The sequence below is a fragment of the Roseovarius sp. MBR-79 genome (genome assembly GCF_053628555.1).
The window spans coordinates 37240-50662 of sequence record NZ_JBRJGP010000012.1; the positions used below are offsets into that span (position 1 = coordinate 37240).

The 13423-nt window shown below is 64.2% G+C and carries 6 protein-coding genes; 2 read left to right on the forward strand and 4 right to left on the reverse strand.

All coding sequences use genetic code 11. The features are described 5' to 3' along the window. The first annotated feature begins 23 nt into the window (after nucleotides 1-23). Together rpoB and rpoC are read left to right on the forward strand one after the other, a co-directional pair. Nucleotides 24-4160: a DNA-directed RNA polymerase subunit beta gene (gene rpoB / locus ACSSV8_RS13335; protein ID WP_454282758.1), complete on the forward strand. Its 4137-nt coding sequence runs from the start codon at nucleotides 24-26 to the stop codon at nucleotides 4158-4160. Nucleotides 4161-4258: 98 nt separating this feature from the next. Continuing rightward, nucleotides 4259-8506, forward strand: a complete 4248-nt coding sequence (gene rpoC / locus ACSSV8_RS13340; RefSeq protein WP_454282759.1) for a DNA-directed RNA polymerase subunit beta' — start codon at nucleotides 4259-4261, stop codon at nucleotides 8504-8506. Between the two features lie 276 nt (nucleotides 8507-8782). Here the strand turns inward: rpoC and ACSSV8_RS13345 are convergent, their stop codons facing one another. The 4 genes from ACSSV8_RS13345 to ACSSV8_RS13360 all read right to left on the reverse strand — a co-directional run bounded on the left by ACSSV8_RS13345 (nucleotide 8783) and on the right by ACSSV8_RS13360 (nucleotide 13220). Further along, the gene (locus tag ACSSV8_RS13345) at nucleotides 8783-9256 is read right to left on the reverse strand and encodes a bleomycin resistance protein (RefSeq protein WP_454282760.1); all 474 of its coding nucleotides are present in this window, start codon (nucleotides 9254-9256) and stop codon (nucleotides 8783-8785) included. 106 nt (nucleotides 9257-9362) lie between these two features. Continuing rightward, entirely contained in the window at nucleotides 9363-11390 is a 2028-nt protein-coding gene (locus ACSSV8_RS13350) for a dipeptide ABC transporter ATP-binding protein (protein WP_454282761.1), read from the reverse strand. A 1-nt stretch (nucleotide 11391) separates the two neighbouring features. Beyond that, nucleotides 11392-12267 (reverse strand): ABC transporter permease, encoded by an 876-nt coding sequence (locus ACSSV8_RS13355; RefSeq protein WP_454282762.1) that lies wholly within the window; start codon nucleotides 12265-12267, stop codon nucleotides 11392-11394. Beyond that, a complete protein-coding gene (locus ACSSV8_RS13360; protein ID WP_454282763.1) occupies nucleotides 12264-13220 on the reverse strand; it encodes an ABC transporter permease in 957 nt (318 codons plus the stop codon). Before ACSSV8_RS13360 ends, ACSSV8_RS13355 begins: the two co-directional genes overlap by 4 nt. Nucleotides 13221-13423 lie beyond the last annotated feature (203 nt).

The window sequence follows — 13423 nt, forward strand, 5'->3', positions numbered from 1 at the left end:
GAGAAACGAAAGGTGAGATCGACATGGCAAAGAGCTACCTTGGCCAGAAGCGTTTGCGCAGGTATTACGGCAAGATCCGCGAAGTGCTGGAAATGCCGAACCTCATCGAGGTTCAGAAATCGTCCTATGACCTGTTCCTGAACTCCGGCGATCAGCCCCAGCCGCTTGACGGCGAGGGGATCAAGGGCGTGTTCCAGTCGGTCTTTCCGATCAAGGATTTCAACGAGACCAGCGTGCTGGAATTCGTCAGCTACGAGCTTGAAAAGCCCAAGTATGACGTCGAGGAATGCATGCAGCGCGACATGACCTATGCCGCTCCGCTCAAGGTCAAGCTGCGCCTGATCGTGTTCGATGTGGACGAGGATACCGGCGCGAAATCCGTGAAGGACATCAAGGAGCAGGACGTGTTCATGGGCGACATGCCGCTCATGACCCATAACGGCACCTTCATCGTCAACGGCACCGAGCGCGTGGTCGTGAGCCAGATGCACCGCTCTCCGGGCGTGTTCTTCGATCACGACAAGGGCAAGACGCATTCCTCCGGCAAGCTTCTGTTCACCTGCCGGATCATTCCCTATCGCGGCTCCTGGCTCGATTTCGAGTTCGACGCCAAGGATCTCGTGTTTGCCCGCATCGACCGTCGCCGCAAGCTGCCGGTGACGACGCTGCTCTATGCGCTCGGTCTCGATCAGGAAGGCATCATGAATGCCTATTACGACACGGTCAGCTACAAGCTTAAGAAAAAACAGGGCTGGGTCACCAAGTTCTTCCCCGACCGCATCCGCGGCACCCGCCCGACCTATGACATCATCGACGCCAAGACCGGCGAGGTGCTGTTCGAGGCAGGCAAGAAGGTCACGCCGCGCGCGGTCAAGCAGTTGATCGACGAAGGCAAGGTGACCGATCTTCTGGTGCCGTTCGACCACATCGTCGGGAAATACGTGGCGCGCGACATCATCGACGAGGAAACGGGCGCGATCTATGTCGAGGCCGGCGACGAATTGACGCTGGAGCACGACAAGGACGGCACGATCACCGGCGGCACGCTTCAGGACCTGCTCGATGCCGGGATCACCGATGTCCCCGTGCTCGATATCGACGGCGTGGCGGTCGGTCCCTACATCCGCAACACCATGGCCGCCGACAAGAACATGGGGCGTGAGACCGCGCTCATGGATATCTACCGCGTCATGCGCCCCGGCGAGCCGCCCACCGAAGAGGCCTCTGCGGCGCTTTTCCAGACGCTGTTCTTCGACTCGGAGCGCTATGACCTCTCGGCCGTCGGCCGGGTCAAGATGAACATGCGCCTTGCGCTCGACAAGCCCGATACGCAGCGCACGCTCGACCGCGAGGATATCGTGGCCTGCATCAAGGCGCTGGTGGAGCTGCGCGACGGCAAGGGCGATATCGACGATATCGACCATCTCGGCAATCGCCGCGTGCGCTCGGTAGGCGAGTTGATGGAGAACCAGTATCGCGTCGGCCTTCTGCGGATGGAACGCGCGATCAAGGAACGCATGTCCTCCGTCGAGATCGACACGGTCATGCCGCAGGATCTGATCAACGCCAAACCGGCGGCGGCGGCGGTGCGCGAATTCTTCGGCTCCTCGCAGCTGTCGCAGTTCATGGACCAGACCAACCCGCTCTCGGAAGTGACGCACAAGCGCCGCCTCTCGGCGCTCGGGCCGGGCGGCCTCACGCGCGAACGCGCGGGCTTCGAGGTGCGCGACGTGCATCCCACCCATTACGGCCGGATGTGCCCCATCGAGACACCGGAAGGGCCGAATATCGGCCTGATCAACAGCCTCGCCACCTTCGCGCGGGTGAACAAGTATGGCTTCATCGAGACCCCCTATCGCCGCGTGAAGGGCGGTCAGGTGACCGACGAGGTGGTCTACATGTCCGCCACGGAGGAGATGCGCCACACCGTCGCCCAGGCCAACGCCGCGCTCGACGAGAGCGGGCACTTCGTCAACGAGATGGTCAACACCCGGCAATCGGGCGAATACATGCTCGCCCCCAACGAGAATGTGGACCTGATCGACGTGAGCCCGAAACAGCTCGTCTCGATCGCGGCCTCGCTCATTCCCTTCCTCGAGAATGACGACGCCAACCGCGCGCTGATGGGCTCGAACATGCAACGGCAGGCCGTGCCGACGCTGCGTTCGGAGGCACCGCTTGTCGGCACCGGCATCGAGGGCAAGGTGGCCATCGACAGCGGGGCCGCGATCATGGCCCGCCGCGCCGGTGTGATCGACCAGGTCGATGCACAGCGCATCGTCGTGCGCGCGACCGAGGATCTCGAAATCGGTGATCCCGGCGTGGATATCTACCGCCTGCGCAAGTTCCAGCGTTCGAACCAGAACAGCTGCATCAACCAGCAGCCGCTGGTGAATGTCGGCGACACGGTCGAGAAGGGCGAGGTCATCGCCGATGGCCCCTGCACCGACATGGGCGAGCTGGCGCTCGGCAAGAACGTGATCGTCGCCTTCATGCCCTGGAACGGCTACAACTACGAAGACTCGATCCTGATCTCGGAACGCATCGTGCGCGATGACGTGTTCACAAGCGTCCATATCGAGGAATTCGAGGTGGCCGCCCGCGATACCAAGCTCGGGCCGGAAGAGATCACCCGCGACATTCCCAACGTGGGCGAGGAGGCGCTGCGCAATCTCGACGAGGCGGGCATCGTCTATATCGGTGCAGATGTGCAGCCGGGCGATATCCTCGTGGGCAAGATCACCCCCAAGGGCGAGAGCCCGATGACGCCGGAGGAAAAACTCCTCCGCGCGATCTTCGGCGAAAAGGCCAGCGACGTGCGCGACACAAGCTTGCGCGTGAAGCCGGGCGATTTCGGCACGGTGGTCGAGGTGCGTGTCTTCAACCGTCACGGGGTGGAGAAGGACGAGCGCGCGCTCCAGATCGAGCGCGAGGAGGTCGAGCGTCTTGCGCGTGACCGCGATGACGAATTGGCGATTCTCGACCGCAACATCTATGCGCGTCTGAAAACGCTCATTCTCGGCAAGGTGGCGGTCAAGGGGCCCAAGGGCGTCAAGGCCAATTCCGACATCACCGAGGAATTGCTGGAAACGCTGACCAAGGGTCAGTGGTGGCAGCTTGCCCTCAAGGACGAGGCCGACGCCAAGATCGTCGAGGCGCTGCACGACCAGTATGAGGCGCAGAAGCGCACGCTCGACGCCCGTTTCGAGGACAAGGTCGAGAAGGTGCGCCGGGGCGACGACCTGCCGCCGGGCGTGATGAAGATGGTCAAGGTCTTCATCGCCATCAAGCGCAAGCTGCAACCGGGCGACAAGATGGCCGGGCGGCACGGCAACAAGGGCGTCGTATCAAAGGTCATCCCGATCGAGGACATGCCGTTCCTTGCGGATGGCACGCCCGTCGATATCTGCCTCAACCCGCTCGGTGTGCCGAGCCGGATGAACGTGGGCCAGATCCTCGAGACCCATATGGGATGGGCCGCGCGCAGCCTCGGGATCAAGATCGACGATGCGCTCAGCGACTATCGCCGCACCGGTGATCTGACCCCCGTGCGCGAGGCGATGCGCCACGCTTACGGCGAGGATGTCTATGAAGAGGGCATCAAGGGCATGGATGACGCCACGCTCGTTGCTGCCGCCGGCACCGTGACGAACGGCGTTCCCATTGCCACGCCGGTCTTCGACGGTGCGAAAGAGGGCGACGTCAACGATGCGCTGCGCCGCGCGGGTTTTGACACAAGCGGCCAGTCGGTGCTCTTTGACGGGCGTTCGGGCGAGCAGTTCGCGCGTCCCGTGACCGTGGGCATCAAGTATCTCCTGAAGCTGCATCACCTTGTCGATGACAAGATCCACGCGCGTTCGACCGGGCCTTACAGCCTCGTCACGCAGCAGCCTCTGGGCGGCAAGGCGCAGTTCGGCGGCCAGCGCTTCGGCGAGATGGAGGTCTGGGCGCTCGAGGCTTACGGTGCCGCCTATACTTTGCAGGAAATGCTCACCGTCAAGTCGGATGACGTGGCGGGCCGCACCAAGGTCTATGAGAGCATCGTCAAGGGCGAGGACAATTTCGAGGCCGGTATCCCGGAATCGTTCAACGTGCTCGTCAAGGAAGTGCGCGGCCTCGGCCTCAACATGGAACTCCTGGATGCGGAGGAGGATGAGTAAGCGCCACGCTCCGGACCCTTTCAAAGGGTCCGGTCCGTTTTCTTTTCAAGAAAACGGCGCTCTGCCTCTCTTCACCGCCAGCCTTCAAGGATCAGACAATGAACCAGGAACTTACCAACAACCCGTTCAACCCGGTGGCCCCTGCCAAGGCGTTCGACGAAATCAAGGTCTCGCTCGCCTCCCCCGAGCGCATCCTCTCGTGGTCTTACGGCGAGATCAAGAAGCCCGAGACGATCAACTACCGCACGTTCAAGCCTGAACGTGACGGTCTCTTCTGCGCGCGTATCTTTGGTCCGATCAAGGATTACGAATGCCTCTGCGGCAAATACAAGCGCATGAAATATCGCGGCGTCGTCTGCGAGAAATGCGGCGTCGAGGTGACGCTGCAAAAGGTCCGGCGCGAGCGTATGGGCCATATCGAACTGGCCGCACCCTGCGCCCATATCTGGTTCCTGAAATCGCTGCCCTCGCGCATCGGTCTCATGCTTGACATGACGCTGCGCGATCTGGAGCGGGTGCTCTACTTCGAGAATTACGTGGTGATCGAGCCGGGTCTCACCGATCTCACCTACGGTCAGATGCTGACCGAAGAAGAGTTCATGGATGCCCAGGACGCTTACGGCATGGACGCCTTTACCGCCAATATCGGCGCCGAGGCGATCCGCGAGATGCTGGCCAATATCGACCTCGAAGCCGAGGCCGACCGCCTGCGCGAAGAGTTGAAAGAGGCCACGGGCGAGCTGAAGCCCAAGAAGATCATCAAGCGCCTCAAGGTGGTCGAAAGCTTCCTCGAGTCCGGCAACCGCCCGGAATGGATGGTGCTGACGGTGCTGCCGGTCATTCCGCCGGAACTGCGCCCGCTGGTGCCGCTCGACGGTGGCCGCTTCGCCACCTCGGATCTCAACGATCTTTACCGCCGGGTCATCAACCGCAACAACCGCCTCAAGCGCCTGATCGAGCTGCGCGCGCCCGACATCATCGTGCGCAACGAAAAGCGGATGCTGCAAGAGGCGGTCGACGCGCTCTTTGACAACGGCCGCCGTGGCCGCGTGATCACCGGTGCCAACAAGCGCCCGCTGAAATCGCTGTCGGACATGCTCAAGGGCAAGCAGGGCCGCTTCCGTCAGAACCTTCTGGGCAAGCGGGTCGATTTCTCGGGTCGCTCGGTCATCGTGACCGGCCCCGAGTTGAAACTGCACCAGTGCGGGTTGCCGAAAAAAATGGCGCTGGAGCTGTTCAAGCCGTTCATCTATTCGCGGCTGGAGGCCAAGGGCCTCAGCAGCACGGTGAAACAGGCCAAGAAGCTCGTTGAAAAAGAGCGCCCCGAGGTCTGGGACATCCTCGACGAGGTGATCCGCGAGCATCCCGTCATGCTCAACCGCGCGCCGACGCTGCACCGTCTGGGCATCCAGGCGTTCGAGCCGATCCTGATCGAGGGCAAGGCGATCCAGCTTCACCCGCTGGTCTGTGCCGCCTTCAACGCCGATTTCGACGGTGACCAGATGGCCGTTCACGTGCCGCTCAGCCTCGAGGCGCAGCTTGAGGCGCGGGTGCTGATGATGTCCACCAACAACGTGCTCAGCCCCGCCAACGGCGCGCCGATCATCGTGCCGTCGCAGGACATGGTGCTTGGCCTCTACTACGTCACGCTGGAACGCGAGGGCATGAAGGGCGAGGGCATGGTGTTCTCGTCGCTCGACGAGGTGCAGCACGCGCTTGATGCGGGCGAGGTGCATCTTCATGCGCGCGTGACCGTGCGCGTGGCGCATATCGACGAGGAGGGCAACGAGGTCTTTTCCCGCGTCGAGACGACGCCGGGCCGCGCCAAGCTTGGCGCGCTTTTGCCGCCCAATGCCAAGGCCCCGTTCAGCCTTGTGAACCGCCTTCTGCGCAAGAAGGAGGTGCAGCAGGTCATCGACACGGTCTACCGCTATTGCGGCCAGAAGGAATCGGTCATCTTCTGCGACCAGATCATGACCATGGGCTTCCGCGAGGCGTTCCGCGCGGGCATTTCCTTCGGCAAGGACGACATGGTGATCCCGGACTCGAAATGGCCCCTCGTCGAGGAGACCCGCGCCCTCGTCAAAGGGTTCGAGCAGCAATACATGGACGGCCTCATCACCCAGGGCGAGAAATACAACAAGGTCGTCGATGCCTGGTCGAAATGTAACGACAAGGTCACCGAGGCGATGATGGCCACCATCTCGGCCGAGCACCGCGATGAGAATGGCGGCGTGAAGGAGCCCAACAGCGTCTACATGATGGCGCATTCCGGTGCCCGTGGCTCGGTCACGCAGATGAAGCAGCTTGGCGGGATGCGCGGCCTGATGGCCAAGCCGAATGGCGACATCATCGAGACGCCCATCATCTCGAACTTCAAGGAAGGTCTGACCGTTCTTGAATATTTCAACTCGACCCACGGCGCGCGCAAGGGCCTGTCGGACACCGCGCTCAAGACCGCGAACTCCGGCTATCTGACCCGGCGTCTGGTGGACGTGGCGCAGGATTGCATCGTGCGCGAGCATGATTGCGGGACAGAACGCGCCGTGACCGTCGAGGCGGCCGTGAACGACGGCGAGATCGTGGCCTCGCTCGCCGAGCGCAGCCTTGGCCGGGTTGCGGCCGATGATATCGTCGATCCCGACAGCGGCGTCGTGCTTGTGTCCAGGGGCCAACTCATCGACGAGCGCACCGCCGACATGATCGAGGTTTCGACTGTGCAGACCGTGCGCCTGCGCTCGCCCCTGACCTGCGAGGCCGAGGACGGTGTCTGTGCCACCTGCTACGGGCGCGATCTGGCCCGCGGCACGCTCGTCAATATCGGCGAGGCGGTGGGGATCATCGCCGCCCAGTCGATCGGCGAACCGGGCACGCAGCTCACCATGCGGACCTTCCACATCGGCGGCGTGGCGCAGGGTGGGCAACAGTCCTTCCTCGAAGCAAGCCAGGAGGGCACGATCAGCTACGAGAACCCGCAGGTTCTGGTGAACTCGCGCGGCGAGACGCTGGTCATGGGCCGCAACATGAAGGTGTTGATCCGCTCCGATGCCGGGGTCGAGCTTGCCAGCCACAAGGTCGGCTACGGCACGCGGATCTTCGTCGCCGAGGGCGACAAGGTGGTGCGCGGGCAAAAGCTCTTCGAGTGGGACCCCTACACGCTGCCGATCCTCGCCGAGAAATCCGGCACGGCGAAATTCGTCGATCTGATCACGGGCCTGTCGGTGCGTGACGTGACCGATGACGCCACCGGCATGACCCAGAAGATCGTGACCGACTGGCGCGCCGCACCGCGCGGCAACGAACTCAAGCCCGAGATCTTTGTCATCGGCGCGGATGGAGAGCCGATGCGCAACGACGCGGGCAACCCGGTGACCTATCCGATGTCGGTGGACGCGATCCTGTCGATCGAGGACGGCCAGGAGGTCGAGGCCGGCGACGTGGTCGCGCGCATCCCGCGCGAGGGCGGCAAGACCAAGGACATCACCGGCGGTCTGCCGCGGGTGGCCGAGTTGTTCGAGGCGCGCCGCCCCAAGGATCACGCGATCATCGCCGAGGTCGATGGCTACGTGCGCTTTGGCAAGGACTACAAGAACAAGCGCCGCATCACCATCGAGCCGGTGGACGACAGCCGCGCACCTGCCGAATACATGGTCCCCAAGGGCAAGCACATTCCGGTTCAGGAGGGTGATTATGTCCAGAAGGGCGATTACATCATGGACGGCAATCCCGCGCCGCATGACATTCTCGCCATCATGGGGGTCGAGGCGCTGGCCAATTACATGATCGACGAGGTGCAGGAGGTGTACCGCCTGCAAGGCGTGAAGATCAACGACAAGCATATCGAGGTGATCGTTCGCCAGATGCTCCAGAAATGGGAAATCGACGAATCGGGAGACACCACCCTGCTCAAGGGCGAGCATGTCGACAAGGTGGAGTTCGACGAGGCCAATGCCAAGGCAGAGGCCAAGGGCGGGCGTCCGGCAACGGGTGGGCCGATCCTTCTGGGGATCACCAAGGCCTCGCTTCAAACCCGGTCCTTCATCTCGGCCGCCTCGTTCCAGGAGACGACCCGCGTGCTGACCGAGGCGTCGGTCCAGGGCAAGCGCGACAAGCTTGTGGGCCTCAAGGAAAACGTGATCGTCGGGCGTCTCATCCCGGCGGGCACGGGGCGCGCGACGCAGGAAATGCGCCGCATCGCAACGGCGCGCGACAGCATCGTGATCGAGGCGCGCCGCGAAGAGGCCGAAGCGGCCGCAGCCCTCGCCGCCCCGATCATCGAGCGGGACATGAGCGCCGACGACGTTTTCGACAACTTCGTCGAAACCCCCGAGAGCCGCGACGACTGATCGCCACCTATCGCCAATTCGGAAAAGCCCGGCCATCTGGCCGGGCTTTTTCGTTGGAAGGGTCGGCAGACGGACCGGGGGGGGCTCGTGGCCTCGCCTGACGGGGGCGGCCTCTCCCGCCTCGCCGACGGGCGCGGATCTCAGAAACACAAACACCGGGAACTCATGGGTAACTGCAAGGCCGATGACGCGGTCACACACATCCTTTGAATCGCAGCGAATAACGGCGATCAGTATCGCGCCGTCAACAGGGCGATGCCCGTATCTCTCCAGATTTTACGAGCAATATTGCTCATTCAGCCTCTTGATGTCTGCATCATCCACGGGGCGGGTCCCAAGGCTTTGCGCGAAACGTAAAACATAGCCGTCCGGGTCCAAAATCATGAACTGACGCCGCGTATCCATGCAGTCGGTTTTCCAGATGTCCGCATTGTAGATATCAAGGAGCGGCTTTGCGCCCCGAGCCAGGACCGCCTCGTAAATTCTATCGACGTCAGGAACCATGAATTGAAAGTTGACACCTCGCCCATAAGGGCGGGCCATTTGCTCTGCCAACCACGGTGCCCAGTTTCCATCCAATTTCCAATGAGCAATCATCACTTGGGCGCCATCGAGTGTCAGATAGGCATGAGGATCATTTCCCCTACGCTGGGCGATCTCGAACCCTAGAACGGTCGTGTAAAACTCTATCGAAGCTTCGAAATCCGAGCACCATAACTCTGGCACAAGGGCGTTGATTTCAAACTCCATCCTGTCCTCCGGAGCAATTCTTTATCTTCTTTTCCACAGACCCGCCCCCGCGCAAATCGGTTTCCTCCAAACCCGCTTTCGTTCGATGCATACCGATCGGACCCTTTCAAGGGCTCGCCTCTGCCGCCGCTCGGTCGTGCAACTCCTCCAGCGGAATATGACAGCGGATCACATGCCCTGCACCTGCCTCGCGGGCGGGGGGCGTGTCGGTCTCGCAGATCGCCCCGAGCTTGACCGGGCATCGCCGCTGGAACGGACAGCCCCGCGCGGGCGGGGCGAGTTCGGTGGCATCCTCGGCCAGCAGGCGCGGCGCGTGGTCGGGGTCGGGGGCCAGCACCGCCCCCAGAAGCACCTCGGTATAGGGATGGTTGGGCGCGCCATAAACCGCCGCTGCCGGCCCCGTCTCGCAGATGCGCCCCTGATAGAGCACCGCCACCCGGTCCGACAGCGCGCGCACCACCGTGAGATCATGGCTCACGAAGATGAACGCCGTGCCGTGGCGCGCCTTGAGATCGTTGAGCAGATCGAGCACGGCGGCCTGCACCGAGACATCGAGCGCCGAGGTGATCTCGTCGCAAAGCACAACCTCCGGGCCCGCCGCAAAGGCGCGCGCCACCGCCACGCGCTGTTTCTCGCCCCCCGAGAGCTGACCGGGCCGCCGGTCCAGGTAATGTGCGCCAAGCCGGACGGTTTCGAGCAACTCGGCGGCCCGGTCGGCCAGCGCGCGGCCCTGAAGCCCGAAATAGAGCCGCAGCGGTTGCGCAAGGATTTCGCCCACCGATTGACGCGGGTTGAGGCTCTCGTCGGGGTTCTGGAAAATCATCTGGATGCGGCGCAGGTCCGTCGGGCTTCGGCGCTCGACGGTGCCCGCCAGCGGCGTGCCGTCGCCAAGCGCGATCCCTCCGGAGGCAGGTGCCAACAGCCCGGCGATGGCGCGCAGGATCGTGGACTTGCCGCTGCCCGATTCACCGACAAGGCCAAGCGTCTCGCCCCGCCGCAAGTCAAGTGTGATCCCCTCGACGGTGGCGGGCGGCGGCGCAGCCCCGCGCAGCCGCGTCAGCCAACCGGGCCGGTCATACCGCACCGAAACCCCGTCGAGCGAAAGCGCGCAGGGGCTGTCCGCCGCGCAGGCCGGGGCGTCGCGCCCCGCACCGCGCGCGACCGCCTCGCCGGGAAAGAGACAGCGCGCGGCCTGCCCGTCCTCGGTGGTGGCCATGTTGGGCCGCTCGGCGCGGCACGCCTCTGTCGCCAGCGTGCAGCGCGGCGCAAAGGCGCAGCCATTGCGCGCCACATCAGGGCCGGGCGGCCGCCCGTCCAATGCGCTTGGCAGACCTTGCGCGCCAAGCCGGGGAATCGCCGCCAGCAGTGCAGCCGCATAGGGATGGGCGGGCGCGCGCAGCACCGCGCGGGCAGGCCCCGTCAGCACCGTCTCGCCGGCATAAAGCACCTGCACCCGGTCGCAGACCCGCGCGATCACCCCCAGATCGTGGCTGACATAGACCATGGCCATGTCCCGCTCGCGCGCCAGATCGCGCAAGAGGTCCAGAATATGCGCCTGTGTCGTCACATCGAGCCCGGTGGTCGGCTCATCGAGCAAAAGCGCATCCGGCTCTCCCGCCAGCGCCATGGCAATCGCCACCCGCTGCTGCTGCCCGCCCGACAGTTCATGCGGATAGCGCCGCAGGATCGTTTCCGGCTCTGGCAGGCGGACCTGTTCCAGAAGCGCGCAGGCGCGCGTGTGATGGGTCGCGGGGTCGTGGTCGCAATGCAGGCGCAACGCCTCCCCGATCTGCGCGCCGATGCGCTGCGTGGGCGTCAGCGCCTGCCCGGAATTCTGCGGAATGAGGCCCAGCTTGCCCCCCCGGATGCGCGCAAGCTCCGCAGGCGGCAGGCCGAACATGTCGCGCCCGTCATAGATCACCTCGCCCCTGAGCCGTTGCAGGCCGTGCCGCAGATAGCCCATGGCCGCGAGCGCCAGCGTGCTCTTGCCCGACCCGCTCTCGCCGACGATGCCAAGGCTCTCGCCCCGGCACACGCTCAGGTCCACCTCGTGCAGAACCGGCAGGACCGTGCCCGCGCGGCTGCGGAAGCCCACGCAAAGCTTGCGGATATCAAGAAGCGGGGGCGTGGCCATGTCAGATCACCGCCTTGCGGCTGCGGTCAAGGCCAAGCGTCTTGGCCAGCGCATCGGCAGTGAGGTTGATGCCGATGATCAGCGAGGACAGCGCCAGCACCGGCGCGATAACCCCCCAGGGCGCAAGCGACATGTAGACCCGCGCATCGGAAATCATCAGCCCCCAGTCCGGGCGCGGCGGGGCCACGCCGAAGCCCAGAAACGACAGTGCGGAAAACCCGAGCAGCATCCAGGACCAGCGCATCGCGCCCTCGACCAGCAGCGTATCGGTCACATTGGGCAGGATCTCGCGCCGCACGATGTCAAAGGGCCGGTGCCCGCGCGCCCGCGCCGCCGAGACGAAATCGCGCGCCACCACCTCATGCGCCGCCGCCCGCGCCACCCGGATCACCGGGATGCCGAAGAAAAACGCCAGCGTCGGCAAGAGCACCTCGCCGCCGGTGCCAAAGACCGTGATCAGCACCAGAAGCGGCAGGATACCCGGCAGCGCGAGGAACGCATCCACCAGCCGCATCGCCACCTCATCGACCCAGCCGCCGCGCAGGCCCAGCCAGACGCCCGCAAGCCCGCCCCAGAGCATCGCAACCGGCGTGGCGATGCCGGTGATCACCAGCGCCTCGCGCCCGCCCAGCATCACGCGTGTCAGCACGTCGCGCCCCAGATGATCGGTGCCCAGCCAATGCGCCGCCGAGGGCTCGGCCAGCGTGAGCGTGGCCTCCATAGCCTTGTAGTCATAGGGCGCGATCCACGGGCTGAAGATCGCCATGAGCGCATGAATCACCACCAGCGTGACGCCGATGGCACCCGAGGGCCGCGCCACGACCTCGCGCAGGAGCGTGCCCGCGCGCCTGCCCCGCGTGGCGGCCAGCGCGCTCATCGCCGCGCCTGATGGCTGCGCAGACGCGGGTTGAGCATCAGGCCGAGCAGGTCCGCCACGAGGTTCACGGCCACATAGGTCGCCGCCACGATCATCGTGATCGCCTGCACCACCGGCAGGTCGCGGCTCGAGATCGCGTCGATCAGAAGCCGCCCGAGACCGGGATAGTTGAACACCACTTCCACCACCACCACGCCGCCCAAGAGCCACGCCACGGTCAGCGCGATGACATTGATCGCGGGCAAAAGCGCATTGGGCAGGGCGTGCCGGAACACCACCCGCCAGTAGGGCACGCCCTTGAGCGTGGCCATCTGCACATAATCGCTCGCCATCGCCTCGATCACCGAGGCGCGGATCATCCGCATCACATGGGCGATCATCAGCATCGTCAGCACGGTCGAGGCGAGGATGAATTCGGGAAAGAACTCCAGCGGCGGCGCATCGGCGGGGGTCAGCACGATGGCGGGCACCCAGCCCAGCCAGATCGCGAAAATGAGGATCAGGATCGTCGCGGCGACGAATTCCGGGATCGTCATGGCCAAAATCGCGCCGGTCGAGAACAGAAGGTCCGGCCAGCGGTCGCGCGTCAGCCCCGCGATGACACCCAGCGAAATCGCCAGCGGTATGCCAACGGCCAGCGCCCCCGCCGCCAGCAGAAGCGAGTTGCGCACCCGGTAGCCCACCATCTGCGCGATGCTTTCCTGCCCGTTCGCTGACATGCCGAAATCGCCCTGAACCACGCCCGCCGCCCAACTCAGGTAACGCTCGAGTGCGGGCACCTCAAGGCCAAGCGCCTTGCGGCAGGCGTCAAGCGCCTCGCCATGCGCGTCGCGTTCGAGAATGGCGGTGCAGGCATCGCCGGGCAGGGCCTCGACCCCCAGAAAGATGATCACCGAGACAAGCCACACGGTCACGAGACCAAGCGCCAGCCGCCGTGCGATCACCCCCAACATCGTCGTCTCCCCGCTATGGCCCCCGGAGGCTCGTTTTGTGATGAGCCTAGACCAGCCGTGGCGTCGCCGTCGAGACAAGGTTTCATGTCGGTGCCGGGAAATGCATCACATTCCGCCGCAGGGAGGTGGAAATTGCATTTTGCACATGCGACTAAGTCGCAATCTACTTGACGAAGTTGCGAGCGGCTCGCATATTCCAGCCA

Excerpts from the sequence above, each read along its gene's own strand:
- ACSSV8_RS13345 (WP_454282760.1), bottom strand. The coding sequence starts at position 9,256 with ATGGAGTTTGAAATCAACGCCCTTGTGCCAGAGTTATGGTGCTCGGAT.
- rpoB (WP_454282758.1), top strand. The coding sequence starts at position 24 with ATGGCAAAGAGCTACCTTGGCCAGAAGCGTTTGCGCAGGTATTACGGC.
- ACSSV8_RS13355 (WP_454282762.1), bottom strand. The coding sequence starts at position 12,267 with ATGAGCGCGCTGGCCGCCACGCGGGGCAGGCGCGCGGGCACGCTCCTG.
- ACSSV8_RS13350 (WP_454282761.1), bottom strand. The coding sequence starts at position 11,390 with ATGGCCACGCCCCCGCTTCTTGATATCCGCAAGCTTTGCGTGGGCTTC.
- ACSSV8_RS13360 (WP_454282763.1), bottom strand. The coding sequence starts at position 13,220 with ATGTTGGGGGTGATCGCACGGCGGCTGGCGCTTGGTCTCGTGACCGTG.
- rpoC (WP_454282759.1), top strand. The coding sequence starts at position 4,259 with ATGAACCAGGAACTTACCAACAACCCGTTCAACCCGGTGGCCCCTGCC.